Annotated in this window: 15 protein-coding genes; 6 read left to right on the plus strand and 9 right to left on the minus strand. The window is 65.0% G+C overall.

The annotated features are described in order from the left end of the window. From NJ75_RS14185 to NJ75_RS14195, 3 genes are read right to left on the minus strand one after another with little or no spacing between them, the layout of a single operon-like run. Complete coding sequence (locus NJ75_RS14185; RefSeq protein ID WP_052242511.1) at positions 1 to 1,362, minus strand: mannitol dehydrogenase family protein; 1,362 nt, start codon at positions 1,360 to 1,362, stop codon at positions 1 to 3. Beyond that, on the minus strand, positions 1,359 to 2,774 hold the full coding sequence (gene uxaC / locus NJ75_RS14190; protein ID WP_039335592.1) for a glucuronate isomerase: 1,416 nt from the start codon (positions 2,772 to 2,774) through the stop codon (positions 1,359 to 1,361). Before uxaC ends, NJ75_RS14185 begins: the two co-directional genes overlap by 4 nt. A 41-nt stretch (positions 2,775 to 2,815) precedes the next feature. Next, entirely contained in the window at positions 2,816 to 3,568 is a 753-nt protein-coding gene (locus NJ75_RS14195) for a FadR/GntR family transcriptional regulator (RefSeq protein WP_039335594.1), read from the minus strand. Between the two features lie 100 nt (positions 3,569 to 3,668). On the opposite strand from NJ75_RS14195, the gene manD (NJ75_RS14200) reads away from it, so the two are divergent. The 3 genes from manD (NJ75_RS14200) to NJ75_RS14210 are packed head-to-tail and all read left to right on the plus strand — an operon-like array spanning position 3,669 to position 8,594. Continuing rightward, positions 3,669 to 4,877, plus strand: a complete 1,209-nt coding sequence (gene manD / locus NJ75_RS14200; RefSeq protein WP_039335596.1) for a D-mannonate dehydratase ManD — start codon at positions 3,669 to 3,671, stop codon at positions 4,875 to 4,877. 29 nt (positions 4,878 to 4,906) lie between these two features. Continuing rightward, entirely contained in the window at positions 4,907 to 6,154 is a 1,248-nt protein-coding gene (locus NJ75_RS14205) for an MFS transporter (RefSeq protein WP_039335599.1), read from the plus strand. Positions 6,155 to 6,158: 4 nt separating this feature from the next. Beyond that, positions 6,159 to 8,594: a glycoside hydrolase family 31 protein gene (locus NJ75_RS14210; RefSeq protein ID WP_039335601.1), complete on the plus strand. Its 2,436-nt coding sequence runs from the start codon at positions 6,159 to 6,161 to the stop codon at positions 8,592 to 8,594. Positions 8,595 to 8,682: 88 nt separating this feature from the next. Here the strand turns inward: NJ75_RS14210 and NJ75_RS14215 are convergent, their stop codons facing one another. From NJ75_RS14215 to NJ75_RS14240, 6 genes are all read right to left on the minus strand, one after another. Next, positions 8,683 to 9,585, minus strand: a complete 903-nt coding sequence (locus NJ75_RS14215) for an alpha/beta hydrolase (protein WP_211257944.1) — start codon at positions 9,583 to 9,585, stop codon at positions 8,683 to 8,685. Continuing rightward, positions 9,582 to 11,495 carry a glycoside hydrolase family 2 protein gene (locus tag NJ75_RS14220; RefSeq protein WP_082013396.1) on the minus strand — a complete coding sequence of 638 codons (1,914 nt, stop codon included), beginning with the start codon at positions 11,493 to 11,495 and terminating at the stop codon, positions 9,582 to 9,584. Before NJ75_RS14220 ends, NJ75_RS14215 begins: the two co-directional genes overlap by 4 nt. Positions 11,496 to 11,616: 121 nt before the next feature. Then, complete coding sequence (locus NJ75_RS14225) at positions 11,617 to 13,869, minus strand: TonB-dependent receptor (protein ID WP_039335603.1); 2,253 nt, start codon at positions 13,867 to 13,869, stop codon at positions 11,617 to 11,619. A 238-nt stretch (positions 13,870 to 14,107) separates the two neighbouring features. Beyond that, positions 14,108 to 15,586 (minus strand): glycerol kinase GlpK, encoded by a 1,479-nt coding sequence (glpK, locus tag NJ75_RS14230; RefSeq protein WP_039335604.1) that lies wholly within the window; start codon positions 15,584 to 15,586, stop codon positions 14,108 to 14,110. Between the two features lie 23 nt (positions 15,587 to 15,609). Then, entirely contained in the window at positions 15,610 to 17,151 is a 1,542-nt protein-coding gene (glpD, locus tag NJ75_RS14235; protein ID WP_039335605.1) for a glycerol-3-phosphate dehydrogenase, read from the minus strand. A gap of 59 nt (positions 17,152 to 17,210) precedes the next feature. Then, complete coding sequence (locus NJ75_RS14240) at positions 17,211 to 17,963, minus strand: FadR/GntR family transcriptional regulator (protein ID WP_039335594.1); 753 nt, start codon at positions 17,961 to 17,963, stop codon at positions 17,211 to 17,213. 100 nt (positions 17,964 to 18,063) lie between these two features. On the opposite strand from NJ75_RS14240, the gene manD (NJ75_RS14245) reads away from it, so the two are divergent. From manD (NJ75_RS14245) to NJ75_RS14255, 3 genes are read left to right on the plus strand one after another with little or no spacing between them, the layout of a single operon-like run. Beyond that, entirely contained in the window at positions 18,064 to 19,272 is a 1,209-nt protein-coding gene (gene manD, locus NJ75_RS14245) for a D-mannonate dehydratase ManD (RefSeq protein ID WP_039335606.1), read from the plus strand. A 27-nt stretch (positions 19,273 to 19,299) separates the two neighbouring features. After that, positions 19,300 to 20,817, plus strand: a complete 1,518-nt coding sequence (locus tag NJ75_RS14250; RefSeq protein WP_039335608.1) for a hypothetical protein — start codon at positions 19,300 to 19,302, stop codon at positions 20,815 to 20,817. Continuing rightward, entirely contained in the window at positions 20,817 to 21,701 is an 885-nt protein-coding gene (locus NJ75_RS14255; protein WP_039335610.1) for a sugar kinase, read from the plus strand. Before NJ75_RS14250 ends, NJ75_RS14255 begins: the two co-directional genes overlap by 1 nt. Positions 21,702 to 21,791: the final 90 nt, after the last annotated feature.

Consider the following 21,791-nt stretch of genomic DNA (forward strand, 5'->3'; position numbering starts at 1 on the left):
CTATTGCGGCCGCCAACTGCTGGTAAGCAGCCCGCCTTCACCGAACAGCGCGGTCATGGGATCGGCGCTTTTGGCGGCGCGGGAGAGTTTGTCGGCGAGGGGGTCGTCGACGGGTCCGTTGTGGCCTTGCAGGTGGTGGATCCAGGCGGTCAGGCCTTCGCGTATGGCGGGGCAGGTGCGGCCGTGTTTCTCGTTGTGCGCCAGCGTCTCGAGCCAGCGCTGCGGGATCTTCTGCGAACCGTCCATGGCGATCTGGATCAGGCGGTGGTTGAGGCTGGGATTGGCGAAGCGGGCGATGAGGGCGTCGGCATAGGCGGCAAGGTCCTGCCCCGGTGCGGTCGCGATCGTCGGTGCGGCTTCGTTGCGCATCAACTGCTCGGCAAGGCTGCGCAAGGCAGGATCGGCAATGGCTTCGTGGACATATTCATGGCCCGCCCTGAGCCCGCAGTATGCCAGCAGCGAGTGCGCGCCGTTGAGCATGCGCAGCTTGGCCGTCTCGTAAGGGGCAACCTCGGAGACGATCTGCGCGCCGACAGCTTCCCAGCGCGGACGCGGGGACGCAAAGCGGTCCTCGATCACCCACTGGCTGAACGGTTCGGTGACGACACAAGCTTCATCCTGGCAGGCTTCATCCTGGCAGGCCTCGTCTTCAGGACCGCCCAGCGCTGCTGCCACCGCCGCGCGGTCCTCGTCGGTCGTGGCGGGCACGATGCGGTCGATCATCGTCGCGGGGCAGGTGCAGTTCCGATCGAACCAGTCCACCAGATCAGGCTCGTGCCGGGCAAGGTACTGGCGCATCAGGCGCTCGAGTATCGCGCCGTTCTCGGCCAGGTTGTCGCACGACAGCAGCGTCACGCCGGGCAGTCCCGCCTTGGCCCGCGCCAGCAGGCCTTGCGTGACGAAGTAGTAGAAGCTCAAGGAATGCGCGAGGTCGAAGTCGAGGCTGCCAACAGGATTGCGGCAATAGCCCTTCTCGGTCACCGTCAGGCTGACGATGCGGGTGGCAGGCGCAGCCACGGCGGCAATCACCGCATCGGGTTCCTCGCTCGCCACCAGCACGTTGCGGACCGATCCCACGATCCTCGCGCGCATCCCGTCGTCCGATTGCTCGGCCACCGTATAGAGCCCGCCTTGCGGGTTCATCTGCCGCGCAACGCCTGCCGAGCGCAGCGAGACACCGGTGATCATCCAGTCACGGTCACCAGCATTCATCGCCGCATCGGTGTACCAGGCCTGATGCGCGCGGTGGAATGCGCCGATGCCGAAGTGGACGATGCCAACCTCTTGGCTTTCGCGATCGTAGAGCGGGCGAGCAACCTCTGCGGGCAGGGCTGCCAGCGTGTCCGGGGACAGGCGCTTCACAGGTTATAGGCCTTCTTCGCCAGATTGTACGACAGGTCCTGCGCAAGCTCTGCCGCTTCCCAGTCCTCGATGCGGTGCTCGGCCACCAGCTGTGCCAGGAAGCCGCAATCGATGCGCCGGGCAACGTCGTGCCGTGCCGGGATCGAAAGGAAGGCGCGGGTATCGTCGTTGAAGCCGACGGTGTTGTAGAAGCCCGCCGTCTCGGTCGTCATCTGGCGGAAGCGCTTCATGCCTTCCGGGCTGTCGTGGAACCACCAGGCCGGGCCGAGCTTGAGGCAGGGGTAGTGCCCGGCCAGCGGCGCGAGTTCGCGGGCATAGGCGCTCTCGTCCAGCGTGAAGAGGATGATCGAGAGGTCCTTCTCGTTGCCGAACCGGTCGAGGAGGGGCTTCAGGGCATGGACGAAGTCGGTGCGGGTCGGGATGTCGGCGCCCTTGTCGCGCCCGAAGCGTTCGAACAGCGCGGCATTGTGGTTGCGGAAGGACCCGGGGTGGATCTGCATGACAAGGCCATCGTCCAGGCTCATCGCCGCCATCTCGGTCAGCATCTGGGCGCGGAACAGCTCGGCGTCCGAGGAATGGAACTCGCCCGAAACCACCCGCTCGAACAGCGCAGCCGCTTCGGATGCGGAAAGGTTGGCGGTTGCTGCGGTGGGATGGCCATGGTCGGTGCTGGTCGCGCCCATGTCCTTGAAGAAGGCGCGGCGCTGGCGGTGGGCGGCAAGGTAGCCGGCCCACGTGCGGCAGTCCTCGCCGGTCAGCCCCGAGAACAGGTCGAGGTTCGCTGAAAAACCCTCGAACTCCGGGTCGATCACCGGATCGGGACGATAGGCGGTGATGACGCGGCCCTGCCATCCGCCGGCGCGCGCGTTCTCGGCGCGGATCGCGGCGTGGTGCTCCAGAGTGTCGAGCGGGCTCTCGGTCGTGGCGATGACCTCGATGTTGTAGCGATCGAACAGCGCGCGCGGGCGGAAGCTGTCGCTGGCCAGCATCTCGGTGATCGTGTCGAAATAGAGGTCGGCAGTCTCCGCGCCCAGCTGCACGCCCATGCCGAAGGCCTCGGCGAAGACCCAGTCGAGCCACATCCGCGAAGGCGTGCCGCGAAACAGCCAGTAGCGTTCGGCGAACAGCCGCCATGCCGCGCGCGGATCGACCGCCTTGTTGCGCACGCCAAGGTCTTCCAGCGCCACCCCTTGCGAATAGAGCATGCGGAAGACGTAGTGGTCGGGCACCAGCAACAGGTCGGTGGCATTGCCGAAGGTCTCGTTGCCCGCAAACCAGCGCGGATCGGTATGACCATGCGGGCTGACGATCGGCAAACCCGCAACGCTTGCATGAAGCTCGCGCGCAATCGCGCGCACCGATGGATCGGCCGGCAAAAGCCGGTCCGGATGAAGCTCAAGTATGCGGGGCATTTCTACTCTTTCAGACCGTATTTGAAGTGATCCAGCGAAATTCACGCCGTGGCTTTGGCGTAGCGATCGCGTTTGGCTTGTGTTGCTCTTCGTGCTTCGGCGAGGAGTCGTTCTTCGGTGGCGAAGAGGAGGCCGTCGAGCACGGCGGAGAGGTGGGTGCGCATGGCGGTGCGGGCGGCGTTGGGGTCACGCGCGCGCAGGGCCTCGAGGATCGCGGTATGCTCCTCGACCACCGGCTTGATGTTGGCGTGGCGGGCCTTCTCGTGCAGGAGCGCGGCCTCGGGCGATGTGCCGCGCAGGTCCCACAGCTGCGCCACGGTGTTGTAGACCGCCACGTTGCGCGTGGCCTTGGCAATGGCGAGGTGGAACGCGCGGTCGGCGGTCTCGGTGCCGTTGGGGCTCCGGTTCTCCTCGGCGATCTGCTGGACCAGCACCTCGATCTCGGCAAGGTCCTCGTCGGTCATCTGCGTGGCGGCCAGTGCCGCTGCCTCGCCCTCGAACAGCAGCCGCGCCTCGGTCAGTTCGAACGCGGTCACGTTGAAGCCGGGACGGTCGTTCTCGCCGGGCAGCCGCTTGACATAGGCGCCCGAGCCGACCCGCACCTCGACCAGCCCCTGCACTTCGAGCGCGATGATCGCCTCGCGCACCGTCGGCCGGCTCACCTCGTAGCGCAGCGCAAGGTCGCGCTCGGCCGGCAGGCGGCTGCCCACCGGATAGCGCCCGCTGGCCAGTTCATCGAGCAGCGAGCGGGCGAGATCCTGATAGAGCCGGTCGTGTGATTTGCCAGTTGTCATGGAAACTTTCTGGTATTACCAATTCAAGAAACTTGACAGACCGAAACCGGTCCGTCAATCGGTATTACCACAATCCGCCTGTCCTTAGCGAGTGTCCCCCATGAAAATCACCGCCGCCCGCGTCATCGTCACCTGCCCGGGCCGCAACTTCGTGACGCTGAAGATCGAGACCGACCAGGGCGTCTACGGCATCGGCGATGGCACCCTCAACGGCCGCGAGCTTTCGGTCGTCGCCTATCTGGAAGAACACGTCATCCCCTGCCTCATCGGCATGGACCCGCGCCGCATCGAGGACATCTGGCAGTATCTCTATCGCGGGGCCTACTGGCGCCGGGGACCTGTCACCATGCGCGCGATCGCCGCGGTCGACATGGCGCTGTGGGACATCAAGGGCAAGATGGCCGGCATGCCGGTCTACCAGTTGCTGGGCGGCCGCAGCCGCGACGGGATCATGGTCTATGGCCATGCCAACGGCGCGGACATTGCCGAGACGGTGGAAGCGGTCGGCCACTACATCGACATGGGCTACAAGGCGATCCGCGCCCAGACCGGCGTGCCCGGCATCAAGGATGCCTATGGCGTGGGCCGCGGCAAGCTCTACTACGAACCGGCCGATGCTGCCCTGCCCTCGGTCACGGGGTGGGACACGCGCAAGGCGCTGAACTATGTGCCGAAGATGTTCGAGGAGCTGCGCAAGACCTACGGCTTCGACCATCACCTGCTGCATGACGGCCACCACCGCTACACCCCGCAGGAAGCGGCCAACCTTGGCAAGATGCTCGAGCCCTACCAGCTGTTCTGGCTGGAGGACTGCACCCCGGCCGAGAACCAGGAAGCCTTCAGGCTGGTGCGCCAGCACACCGTCACCCCGCTGGCCGTGGGCGAGATCTTCAACACCATCTGGGATGCCAAGGATCTCATCCAGAACCAGCTGATCGACTACATCCGCGCAACCGTCGTCGGTGCCGGCGGCCTCACCCACCTGCGCCGCATCGCCGATCTGGCCAGCCTCTACCAGATCCGCACCGGCTGCCACGGCGCCACCGACCTCTCGCCCGTCACCATGGGCTGCGCCCTCCACTTCGATACCTGGGTCCCCAACTTCGGCATCCAGGAATACATGCGCCACACCCCCGAAACCGACGAAGTCTTCCCCCACGACTACCACTTCGAAAAGGGCGAACTCTTCATCGGCGATACCCCCGGACACGGCGTCGACATCGACGAGAAACTCGCCGCCAAATACCCATACAAACCAGCATACCTCCCCGTCGCACGGCTCGAGGACGGAACAATGTGGAACTGGTAGGACCAGGCGCGGGGAGAGGATCGCAAGGCATGAACTGGAAATCGGCGCGGCTGCGCATCCTGGTGCTGGTGATGGTGGGCACCATCCTCAACTACATCGCGCGCAATTCACTGGGTGCGCTGGCGCCGCAGCTCAAGCTCGATCTGCAGATCACCACAGAGCAGTATTCCTACATCGTCGGCGCCTTCCAGTTGGCCTACACGATCATGCAGCCGATCGGCGGCATGCTGATCGACCGGATCGGCCTGACCGCAGGCTTTGCCCTTTTCGCGGTGGCGTGGAGCGTCGCCAACATGGCGCATGGCTTTGCGCGGGGCTGGCTCTCGCTCGCGGCATTTCGTGGCCTGCTCGGCATGGCGGAAGCCGCGGTGATCCCCGCGGGCATGAAGACCATCGGCGAGTGGTTCCCTGACCGAGAGCGATCTGTGGCAACGGGTTGGTTCAACGCCGGCACGGCGCTGGGCGCTGTGATCGCGCCGGTGATGGCCGCGCTGCTGGCCAAGCACTATGGCTGGCAAGCCGCCTTCGTCGTCACCGGAGGCATCGGGCTGATCTTCGCCGTGGCGTGGTATCGCTGGTATCGCTCGCCGCAGGATGCGACTTATGTCAGTGCCGAGGAACTGGCCGAGATTCAGGAGGGCCAGCGCCCTGTCCCGGTATCCGCAACCACGATCCGTTCCATCGTCGGCTCGTGGCGCTACTGGGCCATCGCCGTCCCGCGCTTCCTTGCCGAACCCGCATGGCAGACGTTCAGCTTCTGGGTGCCGCTCTATTTCGCCAAGGAGCGCGGCTGGGATCTTACCCAGATTGCCCTTTTCGCGTGGGTTCCGTTCCTTGCGGCTGACGCTGGCGGCATCCTTGGCGGCTATCTCGCGCCTTGGCTGCAGCGCTGGAAGGGTTTGTCGCTCGAAGGATCGCGCATTGCCGGCATCTGGATCGGTGCCGTGCTGATGATCGCACCGGGTTGCGTCGGACTTGTCGCCAGTCCCTATGCGGCAATCGGGTTGCTCGCCATCGGCGGTTTTGCCCATCAGGTGATCTCGGTGCTGATCAATACCCTGTCCGCCGACGTCTTCCCCAAGTCCGACATCGCCAAGGCCAACGGCCTCGTCGGCATGGCGGGATGGACCGGCGGGCTGCTGTTCTCGCTCGCCATCGGCCAGTTCGCGGACAAGATCGGCTTTGCGCCACTGTTCGCCTGCCTTGGCCTGTTCGACCTGATCGGCGCGATCTGGCTCCTCGCCCTGCGCCGCCGCCTTGCCTTCGCGAAAGCCTGAGTTGATGAACGACCTTTCCCCTCCCCGCCGCGCCCGCCTCTCCGCACCGCCACGTTTCTCCGTATCCGAAACCAGCGGGCCGCGCGTTACGCTCGGCTCCGATACCGCCGCTGTGGCCCACGTCTTCGTTCTCGAAGACGACGTGATGCGGGTGCTCTTGCTGGCAAATGGCGAAGTCACGTCCCCACCCAGCTGGACCATAGCGCCGGGCGCCGAAGACATTGCCGAACCGGGCCGCGACCGCATGGACACGAGCGGATTTTCCGCCCCGGCCTTTACGCTGGAGGACACAGGCGGCCAGATCGTCATCGCTACGTCACGCCTGAAGCTTACCATCAGAACCGATGGTCTGCTCTGCACCTGGCATCAGGCCACGGTGGATGGCTGGCAGCTCATTTCCGAAGACCGCCCTACCCAGGCCTACAACTTCGGCTGGTGGGACGAGGCAACCTACCACTACGTGAAGCGCCGCCCGGGCGAGCGCTATTACGGGCTCGGCGAGCGCAGCGGCGACATGGATCGCGCCGGACGCCGCCTGCGCCTGACCAATGTCGATTGCATGGGTTACGACGCGCAGAGCGACGATCCGCTCTACAAGTCCATCCCGTGGGTGCTGGTGGTCGACGGCGGGGGCGCGGCACATGGCGTGTTCTACGATACCCTGGCCGATCCGGTGTTCGATTTCGGGCACGAACATTCCAACTACCACCCGCACTATCGCTATATGCGCGCGGAGAGCGGCGATCTTGACTACTACATCATCGCCGGGCCGGATGCGGCCGCCGTGGCTCAGCGCTTCACTTGGCTGACCGGCCGCCCCGCCTTTATGCCGCGCTGGTCAGTCGGCTATTCGGGCTCGACCATGCTCTATACCGATGCCCCCAACGCGCAGGAGCAGATGGGCGAGTTTCTGGCAGGCCTCGAAAAGCACGGCGTCCCCTGCACCTCGTTCCACCTGTCATCGGGCTACACCTCGATCGGCGACAAGCGCTACGTGTTCAACTGGAACCGCGACAAGTTCCCGGACATCGAGGGCTTCGTCAAAAGCTACGCCGATGCGGGCGTCGAGCTGGTTCCCAACATCAAGCCAGCGCTGCTGCTGTCCCATCCCCGCTATGCCGAACTGGCGTCGAAAGGATGGTTCGTCAGCGACGCGAACGGCCAGCCGGTGGAGTGCCTGTTCTGGGATGAACTGGGCAGCTATCTCGATTTCACCAATCCGCAAGCTGCGGCATGGTGGCGCGAGCAGGTGACCGAACAGCTGCTCAGCTTCGGCATGCGCGCCACGTGGAACGACAACAACGAATACGAGATCTGGGACAAGAGCGCGCGCTTTGCCGGATTCGGGTCTCCCCGGCCCGCCGCTGCGGAGCGCCCGACCCAGACGCTGCTGATGATGCGCGCTTCCCGCGCCGCGCAGATCGCCTATCGCCCCAACGAGCGTCCCTATCTCGTCACCCGCAGCGGCATGGCCGGGATGCAGCGTTATGCGCAGACCTGGTCCGGCGACAACTTCACCGCATGGAAGACCCTGCGCTACAACCAGAAGATGGGGCTGGGCCTCGCCCTGTCCGGGGTCTCCAACACGGGGCACGACATCGGCGGCTTTGCCGGCCCCTCACCCGAGCCGGAACTGCTGCTGCGCTGGGTACAGGCGGGCATCCTCATGCCACGCTTCTCGATCCACAGCTGGAACAGCGATGGCACGGTAAACGAGCCGTGGATGTATCCGGAAACCACCCCGGCGATTGTCGGCATGATGAACCTGCGCCGGGCGCTGGTGCCACTCCTGCACGATCTGCTGTGGCGGCATCACGCTCAGTACGATGTCGTGACGCGGCCGCTGTGGCTGGACTTTCCGGAAGACCCGCAGGCGTGGACCGACGCCGACGCCTATATGCTCGGGCCGAACCTGCTGGTCGCCCCGGCGCTCGACAAGGGCGTCGGCTCGGTTCAGGCCTACCTCCCCGGCCCCACCCGCTGGATCGACCTGCGCGACGACCGTCTTCTTGAAGGCGGCAAGGTGCATGACCTGCCCGCTCCGGCAGAAGGACTTCCGCCTGTCCTCGCGCGTGAAGGCTCGGCCCACCTCGTTGACATCGCTCCGGGCGGCTTTGCCCCGCCAGCGCCGCAGCCTGCCGTGCTGCTGATGCTCGCACCGGGCGACAGCCGCCTCGAGTGGACCGGCTATGACGAAGCTGGCGATGCGTGGCCGGATCCGGCGCAGCCGCCGATGTGGCAGACGACCATCCGCACCTCTGCGACCACCATCGACATTCAGGCAGCATGGCGCGGCCCCGGTTCCGAGCCCTCGCCGGTCCTGTCCTTTGCCGTGCCCGAGCGCGAGCAGCGCACTATCTCCGTGAACGGCAACGCGTTGCCGGTGCGTTCAGCGCAAGTCCTGGGGCTCACTCGCAAGGTCGTCGACTGGCAAGTCTGACCCCGACAAAAAACCGGCCCGAATGCGCTGTGCACTCGGGCCGGTAGTTGGAACTGCCATTGGCAGTGGTGGATCGGATAAGTCGGCGTCAGCGGCTGACGATACCGTTGGCCTTCAGCCAAAGGGCATACTGGTCGAACCAGGCATCGCTTGTCGTGCCGTTGGGCTGCGAGGCAAAGCCGTGGCCGCCCGCGCTGTAGAGGTGGAACTCCACCTTCGCGCCGGACTGGCGCCAGGCATGGAACAGCCCGAAATCCTGTTTGATGAAGAAGCGGTCGTCAGCGGCAATGGCGGCGAACAGCGGCGGGGCGTTGGCGGGAACCTCCGACTTCTCGGTCGGCCCATAGATCATGCCGACAAAGTCCGGCCGCGCGTCTGCGGCATTGGCCTGCGTCGTTGCCAGGGTCGTCATCGCCCCTGCCGAAAAGCCGAGGATGCCCACCTTGGCGGCATTGACGTGCCAGCGCGCCGCATTCTTCCGCACCAGCCTGATCGCCGCCTGCGTATCGGCCACGGCATAGTCGCGGTTCGTCAGGTCAACCGGCGCGCCCTTCTGGAACAGGTTTCCGAGCGCTTCCTTGAACCCGTCGATGCTGTCAGGCACCGGCTGCGTGCGGTACTTCACGATGAACACGCGGACGCCCAAGCTGTCGAGCCGGCGAGCCACATCAAAGCCTTCGTTGTCCATGGCTAGGAACTGGAAGCCCCCGCCCGGCACCAGAAGCACTGCCGGAGCTTCGGCATCGGCCGGCAGGCTGCTCGGCCAGACGATCAGCTGCGGCTTGCTCACATTGTATACCAGCCGCTGGTCGGGCGTCTGCTGGGCCCAGGCCTCATGCGCCGGGTTGGCGCGCGGGAGGGTCACCGGCAGATCGACGCTGGCCATTGCAGGAGGCGTTGCCACGGGCAGCACCCCTTTGACCCAGTCCCCCGGTGCGGCGAGCGCCGGGACGGCAACGAGGCTGAGTATCAGGGCAGAAAGACGCTTCACTTGCTGGGCTCTCCGGCTTTGCGCGCGAAGTATTCCGCAAGCACGCTGAACGCCTGCTTGCGCTGACCCGTCTCGGAAATCAGGCCCTTGCGGTTCCAGCCCATCTGGAAATCCGGGTTCTGCCTGCGCGGCGAGCGAAAGTCCTTCAGGATCCATGGTGAAATTCCGCGCAAGGTCGGCACGCGGTCGGCCATTTCCAGTGTCTTGCGATAGAACTCGGCCTGAAATTCTTCCGAGAACTTCTGCATGCCGTCCGGGCTGTGGAACCCGGCCTTGGCGTCGGCACCGAACTCCGAAAAGATCAGCGGCTTGTCGGCCGGCAGTTTCCACACGCTCCTGGGCAGATCGGCCAGACGGTCGGGCGTGTACCAGCCGTTGTAGGTGTTGATCGACACGATATCGAGATCGTCCGCCAGCGGATCGGCCATCGTCATGGTCGGCACCGCAGCGGCCTTGTCGCGCTCGACCAGCAGGGCCGCGCTGACAAGGCGGCTGGGATCGAGGCGCCGCACGTCACCGATCAGCGTGCGAAGGAAGGCGTTGCGCGCATCGCTTACCGGCGTTTCATTGGCAACGCTCCAGATCACCACAGAGGCACGGTTGCGATCGCGCAGGATGTTCTCGGCCAGCATGTTGCGCGCCGTCGCCAGCGTGGACGGGTTGGACCATGCCACCATCCAGTAAACCGGCACCTCGCTCCACACCAGCAGCCCCATCTCGTCGGCGGTGCGGGTCATCACTTCGGAATGGGGATAGTGCGAAAGGCGCACGAAATTGCCGTGGAGGCCGTTCTTGATCTCGCCCAGCAGCGCCCGCGCATTGTCGGGCGTGATCACGCGGGCGGGGTTCGCCGCGATCTCTTCCTCGTGCATCGAGATGCCGCGCAGGAACACCGGCTTGCCATTGAGCAGGATGTCCGCACCCTTGCGCTCGATCGTGCGGAAACCGACCCGGTCGCGCCATGTGTCATCGCCCGCTGCCAGCGTAACGTCGTAAAGCTTCGGGTTCTCGGGCGTCCAGCGCATCAAGGCGCGCGGCGCAGCCGCCGTGGCGCGCCAGTTGCCCTGCGCGTCGGTTCGACCTTTCAGGTCAAACGGCAGCCCGGCGACCTTCAGCTGCACCGGCTGGTTCGCCGCCGCCGGTCCATCGAGATGCGCATCGACGGCGATCTTGCCCTCGCGCGTCAGCCGCACCCAGGCGCTGTCGACGTAAGTGTCGCTGGTGTGGACGAGCTTCACGTCGCGCGTGACGCCGCCATAGTTTTCCCAGTCGGTGACCGGCGGCGGCACGGTAGCGGCAGTGGCCGCAGAATCGACCCCGATGGTGATCTGGTTGTCGCCATCACGCAGCAGCCGGGTCACATCGAAGGCAAAGGGGGTGAAGCCGCCCTCGTGCCGACCGACCGGCTGACCGTTGACGAAGACGACCGTGGCATAGTTCGAAGCGCCAAAACGCAGGAAATAACGGCCCTTGCGCCCCGCCGGACTGTCGAAATGACGGCGATACCATACGAGGCCCTGATAATGCCGCATTTCCGGCGAGGCAGCGAGCCACGACCCCGGCAGCTTGACCTTGCGGTCATGGTCAAGATCGAACTCGAACAGCTCACGGTTGTCCTGCGCCAGCGTCTTGCGCACATCGATGTCGAGCCAGCGCTGCTCGGTCCGGTTGGGCGCTTCGCCATGGAAGCCGGCAATTCCCGATCGGTAGGGATCGATCGACCAGTTCCATTCGCCCGATAGGTCCACGCCATCGCGCATGTCGGCCGCTACGAGCAATGGCGCGGTATCGACAGTGGCAAGCGGCAGCGTCGTGAAGACGGACTCCGCGGCAAGAGCCTGCGTCGCGAATGCAAATGCGCCCGCCAGAAGCGGGCCGAGAAATGCTTGATCGAACCGTGCCACGCGCATGCTCTCTCCTGCCGTACTTATCGGGCGCTTATCCGCCACCGGGCCTGCTCTTGCAGTGCTTGGCCGGTCGCAGTCCTTAAAGAAAAATGGCCGGGCGCTTATCGCGCCCGGCCATCCGTGATCAGAAGTTCAGGCTGGCCCGAACCCCGCCATAGCGGCGGAAATCACGAGGGAGAATTGCTGCGGTAGCGATATTGCTGCCGCCGCCCCACACGCCCGAGTTATTGATCAGCGAGGGGTAGTACTGCACGTCGAACAGGTTGTTGACGAATGCCGCCACTTCCCACTTGCGGCTTTCATCGCGCGCGCCGACCGAAAGGTTCACGATCGTGAACTCCTTCTGGAAGGTCTGCGGATCGCGCGCCACGTAGAACACGCTACCGGTGTACTGGACGTTTGCCTGGATCAACCCGCGGATGTTTTCCGTTAGCGAAGGCGTCACTTCGCCGGTCACGTTGAACTTCAGCCTCGGCGCCTGGACGGCGCGCTCGCCGGTCAGGTTCTGGAAGGCCGGAGACTTCGTGCGATCGCAACCCTGTGCCGCCGACTGGTTCGGGAAGCATGGCGACGACGGGAAGCTGATGTACTTGGCATCGAGCACCGCGATCGAGGTGTTCAGGTTGAACAGGTCGCTCGGACGGAAGCCCGCATCGATTTCCACGCCCTTCGTGCCCAGCTTGCCGACGTTGGTCAGGCGGAAGTTGGTGGTCAGGTCAGGCAGCACTTCCACAGCCTGCGCCTGCAGGTTCTTGTAGGTCGTGTCGAAGTAGGTGACGTTGAAGGTAAGCTTGCGATCGAAGAGCTGGGTGCGCAGACCGAATTCGATGTCGCGCGATGTTTCAGGCTTGATCGGACCGGCATTGGCCCGGTTTGCATTGAAGCCGGTGGTCAGGTCGTAGGTCTGGCCCTTGTAGCCGGTCGAGTAGGTCGCAAATGCGCTGATCGTCGGCGTGAACTCATAGCGCAGGCTGGCACGATAGGTTGCAGCCGTGTCAGAGGCGTTGCCGGCGAACTGTGCGTTGCCGTTCTGGATATCCTTGAAGGTATAGCCAATGCGCTCGTTCTGGATGCGCGCGCCGCCGGTGAAGGTTGCATTGGGCATGAACTGCCAGTCAGCCTGCACGAAGGCAGCGATCTGGCTGGACTTCGAGGTGGCGAACCAGTTGGCCAGCGAGAACGCCGGGCCGCGATAGAACGGGCGCTCGAAGTCCACGTTCGCGTAGTAGGCGCCCACGGTGTAGCGGAACGGCTTCGAACCGTCCGAGAGCAGGCGCACTTCCTGGGTAAACAGGTTCGAGCGGAAGGTGCCGGTCTGGATGTTGTTTTCCGAGGCGAGGCTCGACGAGGTTTCATCCGAGTCGAAGTAATCGTTCAGCTCGAAGCTGTCGTACGAGGTGATCGAAACCAGCGTGTGATCGCCCAGCGTGAATTCGCCACGCAGGTTGCCGCCGCCACCTTCGTAGTTGGTACGGGCGTTGTAGTTGTTGCTGATGTTGGTGTTTTCCGGCCCCGGCTTGACGCCTGGCATGACGACTGTCGCCAGCTGGCCGGTGCCACGGAAGCGCAGGCCTTCGGTCATGCGGATATAGGGGCGGCCCACCGTGGTATTGCCGCTCATGTAGTTGAGCGACAGCGTCACGCTGGCATCGGAAGAAGGCTCCCAGCGCAGCTTGGTGCGAACGCTGCCGGATTCGCGGCCGTTGACCTTCTTACCGTTGAACAGGTTGCGGACGTTGCCATCCCACTTGGAATAGGCACCTGAAACCACGAAGCCGAGCGTGTCGCTGATCGGACCCGAAACGCTGAAGTTGGCGCCATATTCGCTGTCGGTGGTGGCCGTGGCGTTGGCGCGGATCTTCAGCTCGTCAGTGGGGTTGCGCGTGATCAGGTTGATCAGGCCGGCCGAAGCCGCCTTGCCGTAAAGTGTCGACTGCGGGCCACGCAGCACTTCGATGCGCTCGATATCGGGCAGGTCGCTGAACGCGCGAGCCTGGAAGGCCAGCGGCACTTCGTCGACCAGCACGGCAACGCTCGGCTCCACGCCGATGCCGAAAGCGAACGTGCCGACGCCGCGCAGCGAGACGTTGGCGTTGACCGGATGCTCGGCAGGGCGAATGGTCAGCGAGGGCGAGATCTTGCCGAGGTCGCCAAAGTCACGCACGCCGGCAGCAGCCAGCTGCGTCGGACCGACAACGGACACGGCCAGCGGGACGTTCTGCACGTTTTCAGCGCGCTTCTGCGCAGTCACGATGATTTCGCCGGTGTCGGCAGGAGCGGCGTCTTCCGCTGCAGTCTGCGCCGATGCGGCCTGCGCGCCAAAGGCGATCGCCATGGCCATGACGCTGACACCAAGTGAATTACGGATGCACTTCATGAAACCCCTCCTCATGCGCGGACTGTTATCCGCCTCGAACGCAGGTCTATTACCAAATGGCCTAGCCAGATGCAAGACTGGTTTTACAGGTAAGCCCGTATATTGGTCAGATGTTTCATTCAAAGTGGTATTCAATCGAGTTTTGTTGCCCGATTCCGCCCAGAAGCCGGCGCTGCAAACGCGAAACAGAGCAGCAATGGCAGGTTTGGTCAGGCCAGATTCCGGGATCCGCCACATCTCAAGTCAGCGTGGCACGGCGGATAGCAGCCCGCCATTCGCTCCTCAGACGCTCTCGCTGATTGCTTTCCATCGCCGGTTCGAATCTCGATAGACCCTCGACAGCCGCGGCCCCATCCAGCACGTCCGGCCAGCCACCACACCGATGCCCGGCCAGCATCGCTGCTCCCAGAGCCGTCGTCTCGAGATTGGCAGGACGCTCGACAACAATGTCGAGGATGTCCGCCAGGAACTGGCAGAACCAGTCGTTTGCCGCCATCCCGCCATCGACGCGCAACGATGCCAGCGCCCCGGCCCCATCCTGTTCCATCGCGGCAACCAGATCGGCTGTCTGGAAGGCCACCGACTCGAGGGCCGCGCGGGCGATGTGCGCGGCGCTCGAATCAAAGGTCAGGCCGGCGAGCATGCCCCGGGCTTCAGTGCACCAGTGCGGCGCGCCCAGGCCGACGAAAGCTGGCACCATGTATACGCCACCGTTGTCTGGCAGTCGCGCCGCCATCTCCTGCGTCTGCTTCGCCTCGACGATGATGCCCAGCCCGTCGCGAAGCCACTTGATCGCTGCGCCCGCCACGAAAAGCGAGCCTTCCACCGCATAGTGCGTTTCGCCATCGATCCGATACGCGATCGTGCTGAGCAGGCGGCTGCGCGAACGCGCCACGGTCGTGCCGGTATTCAGCAGCATGAAGCCGCCGGTGCCATATGTGATCTTGGCCTGACCCTGCGCAAAGCAGGACTGACCGACCAGGGCTGCCTGCTGATCTCCGGCAATGCCGCAGATGGGGATGCTGCCCCCAAGCAGGCTCGTCATGCCGAAGTCGGCGGCACTGGCGCAGACTTCGGGCAGCAGCGCGGCAGGCACCCGGAACAGTTCAAGCAGTTCGGGACACCAGCGCTGCTCCACGATATCGAACAGCAGCGTCCGGCTGGCATTGGTCACATCGGTCTTGTGGCTGCGCCCTTCGGTCAGCCGCCACAGCAGGAATGTGTCGATGGTGCCGACGGCCAGCTCTCCCTTCTCGGCACGCTCGCGCGCTCCGGGGATAGTATCGAGCAGCCAGGCAATCTTCGTCGCCGAGAAATACGGGTCGAGCAGCAGGCCGGTCTTTTCGTGAACGAACGCCTGATGGCCCTGCGCCTGCAATGCGGCACAAGTATCCGCGGTGCGCCGATCCTGCCAGACGATCACGTTGTGCAGCGCTTCGCCCGTCGCCCGGTCCCAGAGGACAACGCTTTCGCGCTGGTTGGTAATGCCGATCGCGGCAATATCGTCGGCGCTTGCACCGGCCTTGGCCAGGGCCTCGCGCGAGGTCTGCAGGGTATCGCGCCAGATCTCCTCCGGATCATGCTCGACCCAGCCATCGGCCGGATAGTGCTGTGCAAATTCGCGCTGCGCACTCGCCGCCACGCGCCGCGAGGCATCGAACACCAGGGCGCGTGTCGAGGTCGTGCCCTGGTCTATCGCCAGTACGAGATCACCCATTCCCATTTCCCCCAAGACCCTTGTCAGGCGTTCGCCTTGAACCAATACGCCAGCTTCTCGGCCACGTCTGCCGCAGCGGTGAGGCCGAGCTTGCTGCGCCGCCACAGCACGTCCTCCGCGCTGCGCGCCCACTCGTGGGTCTGCAGATAGCGCACCTCGGCTTCGGTCAGGCCTCCGCCGAAATCGGTGCCAAGGTCCTGCCAACCTTGCGCATCCCCGAGGATCATGGCGAGCCTCGTGCCATAGGCGTGCGCCATGCGCTTCATGGTTGCGGCTGGAACGAAGGGCCACCGCTCGCGGGCCTGTTTCAGAAACCCATCGAAACCGGCCGCGCCAAGCTCACCGCCCGGGAGCGGCGAAAGGTCCGTCCAGGCATCTCCCGATCCGGCCAGCCACGGCTTCAGATCATCGAGCGCATGTTCGGCAAGACGCCGATAGGTCGTCAGCTTGCCGCCGAAGACGCTCAACACCTGCGGTCCCTCCGAGCGTCCCAGCTTCAGCACGTAATCGCGGGTGACGGCCTTGGCATCCTCCTGCCCGTCGTCGAACAGCGGACGCACGCCCGAATAGGTCCAGACTACATCGGCAGGCGCAATCTGCCGCTCGAAGTACCTGTTCGAGGCCGCACACAGATATTCGACCTCTTCCGCACTGATTTTCGGCCGCGCCCGCTCGTCCTCGCCTACGGCAACGTCGGTCGTCCCGACGAGCGTGAACTGACCTTCATAGGGAATGGTGAAGACAATCCGGCCGTCGTCCTGCTGCAGGATGAAGGCATGGTCGCCCGGATAGATCTGCGGCACCACGATATGGCTGCCCTTGACCAGCTTGATCGCCCCATCGCGTTTCGCACCCGCGACCGAGCCCAGCATGCTCGCCACCCATGGGCCGGCAGCATTGACGATCGTGCGGGCGCGCACCGTGCAGGGCGCCGCGATGGCTGGTTGCGGCGCATCGGCGTTGGGTTCAAGGGCCACCGTCCAGGCATCGCCCTGCTGCTCCGCCCCCGTGACTGCGGCCCCGGTCAGGATCGTCGCTCCGCGCTGCGCCGCGTCTATGGCATTGAGCACGACGAGGCGCGCATCATCGACCCATGCGTCGGAATAGACGAAGCCCCTGGACAGCCCCGGCTTCAGCCCCTTGCCCCATTGCGGTTCGCGCAGGTTCACCCCATGCGACTTGGGCAGGCTGTGCCGCCCGGCGATGTGGTCATAAAGGAACAGCCCGATCCGGATCATCCACCCCGGCCGCCCACCCTTGGGTTGCGGCAGCACGAAGCGCAGCGGCCAGCTGATGTGCGGAGCAATCCTGATCAGCCGCTCCCGCTCCTGCAGCGATTCCCGTACGAGCCGGAACTCGTAGTACTCAAGGTAGCGCAAGCCGCCGTGAATCAGCTTGGTGCTCGCCGATGATGTGTGCGCGGCAAGATCGTCGCGCTCGACCAGCAGAACGCGAAGACCGCGTCCCGAGGCATCGCGGGCAATGCCCACTCCATTAATGCCGCCGCCGATGACCAGCAGGTCATAGACCAGATCCGGATCAAGCTCCGGGTACGGTGCCGTCATTCCAAGGTCTCGCATTTCATCCGTTCAAAGCTGCGCAGTCTGCGCGCGCCTTTCCACCGTCACGCCGTGGCTTTGGCGTAGCGATCGCGTTTGGCTTGTGTTGCTCTTCGTGCTTCGGCGAGGAGTCGTTCTTCGGTGGCGAAGAGGAGGCCGTCGAGCACGGCGGAGAGGTGGGTGCGCATGGCGGTGCGGGCGGCGTTGGGGTCACGCGCGCGCAGGGCCTCGAGGATCGCGGTATGCTCCTCGACCACCGGCTTGATGTTGGCGTGGCGGGCCTTCTCGTGCAGGAGCGCGGCCTCGGGCGATGTGCCGCGCAGGTCCCACAGCTGCGCCACGGTGTTGTAGACCGCCACGTTGCGCGTGGCCTTGGCAATGGCGAGGTGGAACGCGCGGTCGGCGGTCTCGGTGCCGTTGGGGCTCCGGTTCTCCTCGGCGATCTGCTGGACCAGCACCTCGATCTCGGCAAGGTCCTCGTCGGTCATCTGCGTGGCGGCCAGTGCCGCTGCCTCGCCCTCGAACAGCAGCCGCGCCTCGGTCAGTTCGAACGCGGTCACGTTGAAGCCGGGACGGTCGTTCTCGCCGGGCAGCCGCTTGACATAGGCGCCCGAGCCGACCCGCACCTCGACCAGCCCCTGCACTTCGAGCGCGATGATCGCCTCGCGCACCGTCGGCCGGCTCACCTCGTAGCGCAGCGCAAGGTCGCGCTCGGCCGGCAGGCGGCTGCCCACCGGATAGCGCCCGCTGGCCAGTTCATCGAGCAGCGAGCGGGCGAGATCCTGATAGAGCCGGTCGTGTGATTTGCCAGTTGTCATGGAAACTTTCTGGTATTACCAATTCAAGAAACTTGACAGACCGAAACCGGTCCGTCAATCGGTATTACCACAATCCGCCTGTCCTTAGCGAGTGTCCCCCATGAAAATCACCGCCGCCCGCGTCATCGTCACCTGCCCGGGCCGCAACTTCGTGACGCTGAAGATCGAGACCGACCAGGGCGTCTACGGCATCGGCGATGGCACCCTCAACGGCCGCGAGCTTTCGGTCGTCGCCTATCTGGAAGAACACGTCATCCCCTGCCTCATCGGCATGGACCCGCGCCGCATCGAGGACATCTGGCAGTATCTCTATCGCGGGGCCTACTGGCGCCGGGGACCTGTCACCATGCGCGCGATCGCCGCGGTCGACATGGCGCTGTGGGACATCAAGGGCAAGATGGCCGGCATGCCGGTCTACCAGTTGCTGGGCGGCCGCAGCCGCGACGGGATCATGGTCTATGGCCATGCCAACGGCGCGGACATTGCCGAGACGGTGGAAGCGGTCGGCCACTACATCGACATGGGCTACAAGGCGATCCGCGCCCAGACCGGCGTGCCCGGCATCAAGGATGCCTATGGCGTGGGCCGCGGCAAGCTCTACTACGAACCGGCCGATGCTGCCCTGCCCTCGGTCACGGGGTGGGACACGCGCAAGGCGCTGAACTATGTGCCGAAGATGTTCGAGGAGCTGCGCAAGACCTACGGCTTCGACCATCACCTGCTGCATGACGGCCACCACCGCTACACCCCGCAGGAAGCGGCCAACCTTGGCAAGATGCTCGAGCCCTACCAGCTGTTCTGGCTGGAGGACTGCACCCCGGCCGAGAACCAGGAAGCCTTCAGGCTGGTGCGCCAGCACACCGTCACCCCGCTGGCCGTGGGCGAGATCTTCAACACCATCTGGGATGCCAAGGATCTCATCCAGAACCAGCTGATCGACTACATCCGCGCAACCGTCGTCGGTGCCGGCGGCCTCACCCACCTGCGCCGCATCGCCGATCTGGCCAGCCTCTACCAGATCCGCACCGGCTGCCACGGCGCCACCGACCTCTCGCCCGTCACCATGGGCTGCGCCCTCCACTTCGATACCTGGGTCCCCAACTTCGGCATCCAGGAATACATGCGCCACACCCCCGAAACCGACGAAGTCTTCCCCCACGACTACCACTTCGAAAAGGGCGAACTCTTCATCGGCGATACCCCAGGCCACGGCGTCGACATCGACGAAAATCTCGCCGCCAAATACCCCTACAAACCAGCATACCTCCCCGTCGCACGGCTCGAAGACGGAACAATGTGGAACTGGTAGGACAACAACGACAACAGTGAGGATATCATGAAGAAGGCATTTCTTGCGGCGACCGCCATGGTTGCCCTGACCGGCGCAACGTCCGTTCCCGCCCCCTCGCTCCAGCTTGCCAGGCTCGCGAAGGTCGGTACCGTCAGCGATCGCTATCAGTCCTACAACATCGAGATGGTCGAAGTGACCGGCGGCCGCTTCTGGGCGCCCTATGGCGGCCCGGCGGACGAACGCTATCGCCAGCGCCCGCCGATCGACCTGACCGATCCCAAGCTCGTCGCGCTGGCCAAGGCACTCGGCCCCAGCCTCGTGCGGGTCAGCGGCACCTGGGCCAATAACACCTACCTTGAAGCCGAAGGCGAACATCTCTCCGCCCCGCCCGCAGGCTTCGTACAGGTACTCACCCGCGATCAGTGGAAGAACGTGGTCGCCTTCTCCAAGGCCGTCGATGCCCCCATCGTCACCAGCTTTGCCGTCAGCAACGGTACGCGCGATGCCAATGGCGTGTGGACGCCAGCGCAAGCGCAGCGCCTGGTTGATCTTACCCGCGAGGCGGGCGGCTCGCTCTACGCCGCCGAGTTCTTCAACGAAGCCAACATGCCCAGCGCCGCGCCGCAGATGCCCAAGGGCTACACCGCTGCCAACTACGGCGCCGAATTCCGCCTGTTCCGCGATTGGGCGCGCAAGGCCGTGCCCGAGATGAAGATTCTGGGCGCCGGCGGTGTTGGTGAGGCTGGTCTGCTCAAGGACGTGCCCGTGCCCGCGGAAATGGGCACCCACGTCAGCAGCGAAGACATGATGCAGGCCAACCCGAACAGCGTGGACGGGGTCTCCTACCACTTCTACGGCAGCGTCTCGCAGCGCTGCGCGGGCCTTGGCATCGGCACTGCACAAAAGGCCGACGCGCTCACCGCCAAGTGGCTCGACATGACCGTGCGCGACTACCGCTATTACGCCGCGCTGCGCGACCGGTTCGAGCCCGGCAAGCCGATGTGGAACACCGAAACCGCTCAGGCCGCCTGTGGTGGCAGCCCATGGGCCTCGACCTTCCTCGACACCTTCCGCTACCTCAACCAGAACGCCGCGCTGGCGCAGCAAGGGTTGCAGGTGGTCATGCACAATACGCTCGCCGCCAGCGACTATGCCCTGATCGACCGCGATACCCTGACGCCCCGTCCCAACTACTGGGCCGCTGTGCTATGGAAGCGCACGATGGGCAGCACCGTGCTCGCCTCGCCGGCATCGCCCTCGCCCGCATTGCGGCTCTATGCCCACTGCATGCCCGGCCAGCCCGGTGGCGTGACTGTCATGGCGCTCAATACTGGCGAGGCCGCGCAGCGCGTCAACCTCGGCGGCAAGGGCATGGGCTGGACGATGACCGGGCAGCCGCTCGACACCCGCGCGGTGCTGGTCAACGGCAAGGCCCCTGCCCTGTCTGCGGACTACAAGCTGACCGGCCTCGAAGGCACGGCGGTCAACGGCAAGGTCACCCTGCCCGGCCAGTCCATCGCCTTCTACGCCATGCCCGGCGCCGCCAACCCGGCCTGCCGCTGATGCGCGCAGTCCTTGTCGGCGAGGCGATGCTGGAGCTGTCGCAGGACGGCAGCCTCTGGCGCCTCGCCTATGGCGGCGATACGCTCAACACCGCGATCCACCTCGCCCGCAGCGGGGTGGAGACCGCCTATCTGACCGCGCTCGGCACCGATCCGTTCAGCGCGGATATCAAGGCGCAGTGGGCGGCCGAAGGTTTGGACACCAGCCTTGTCCTCGCTCACCCTGCGCGCAATCCCGGCCTCTACGCGATCACCTGCGACGATGCGGGCGAGCGCAGCTTCACCTATTGGCGCGGCGAAAGCGCGGCGCGCGCTCTGTTCGATTGCAACGGCATCGAGGCCGCCCTGGCCCATGCCGAAGCAGCTGACCTGCTTGCCTTCTCGCTGATATCGCTGGCCATCCTGCCCGAAAACGGCAGGGAGGCCCTGCTTGCCCTCGCCCGCAAGGTCCGCGCCAAGGGCGGCCTCATCGCCTTCGACGGCAACTACCGCCCGCGCCTCTGGCCCGACCGGCAAACTGCCCAAGCCGCGCGCAATACCGCCATCGCCGTCGCCAGCATCGGCCTGCCCACGCTCGAGGATGAAACCATGCTCTCGGGCGAGGCAGATGCCGCTACCGTCGCCGCCCACTGGCAAGGCCTTGGCTGCGGCGAAACCATCGTCAAGCTCGGCGCGCAAGGCTGCCGCCTACCCGATGGCCAGATCCTCGCTCCTGCCGAAGTCCTGAAGCCCGTTGATACCAGCGGCGCCGGCGACGCCTTCAACGCAGGCTACCTCGGTGCGCGCCTGCGTGGCGAAGAACCAGCACAGGCTGCGGTAGCGGGGCACGCGCTGGCAGGCTGGACCATCATGCGAAGAGGCGCGATCCCGCCGCGGGACTGCTAGGGCGCGTGGACGAATGTCATCATAGCTGGAAACGTCAGCTATCCGCCGGTCTTCGCTAAAAGCGGACTGTCGGGACACGACGCCATTGCG

The organism is Novosphingobium subterraneum (assembly GCF_000807925.1).
Classification (GTDB): domain Bacteria; phylum Pseudomonadota; class Alphaproteobacteria; order Sphingomonadales; family Sphingomonadaceae; genus Novosphingobium; species Novosphingobium subterraneum.

Bases quoted from the DNA above. Each gene is read 5' to 3' on its own strand.
- uxaC (WP_039335592.1), bottom strand. From the start codon at position 2,774: ATGCCCCGCATACTTGAGCTTCATCCGGACCGGCTTTTGCCGGCCGAT.
- NJ75_RS14195 (WP_039335594.1), bottom strand. From the start codon at position 3,568: ATGACAACTGGCAAATCACACGACCGGCTCTATCAGGATCTCGCCCGC.
- manD (WP_039335596.1), top strand. From the start codon at position 3,669: ATGAAAATCACCGCCGCCCGCGTCATCGTCACCTGCCCGGGCCGCAAC.
- NJ75_RS14205 (WP_039335599.1), top strand. From the start codon at position 4,907: ATGAACTGGAAATCGGCGCGGCTGCGCATCCTGGTGCTGGTGATGGTG.
- NJ75_RS14210 (WP_039335601.1), top strand. From the start codon at position 6,159: ATGAACGACCTTTCCCCTCCCCGCCGCGCCCGCCTCTCCGCACCGCCA.
- NJ75_RS14220 (WP_082013396.1), bottom strand. From the start codon at position 11,495: ATGCGCGTGGCACGGTTCGATCAAGCATTTCTCGGCCCGCTTCTGGCG.
- NJ75_RS14225 (WP_039335603.1), bottom strand. From the start codon at position 13,869: ATGAAGTGCATCCGTAATTCACTTGGTGTCAGCGTCATGGCCATGGCG.
- glpK (WP_039335604.1), bottom strand. From the start codon at position 15,586: ATGGGTGATCTCGTACTGGCGATAGACCAGGGCACGACCTCGACACGC.
- glpD (WP_039335605.1), bottom strand. From the start codon at position 17,151: ATGACGGCACCGTACCCGGAGCTTGATCCGGATCTGGTCTATGACCTG.
- NJ75_RS14240 (WP_039335594.1), bottom strand. From the start codon at position 17,963: ATGACAACTGGCAAATCACACGACCGGCTCTATCAGGATCTCGCCCGC.
- manD (WP_039335606.1), top strand. From the start codon at position 18,064: ATGAAAATCACCGCCGCCCGCGTCATCGTCACCTGCCCGGGCCGCAAC.
- NJ75_RS14250 (WP_039335608.1), top strand. From the start codon at position 19,300: ATGAAGAAGGCATTTCTTGCGGCGACCGCCATGGTTGCCCTGACCGGC.
- NJ75_RS14255 (WP_039335610.1), top strand. From the start codon at position 20,817: ATGCGCGCAGTCCTTGTCGGCGAGGCGATGCTGGAGCTGTCGCAGGAC.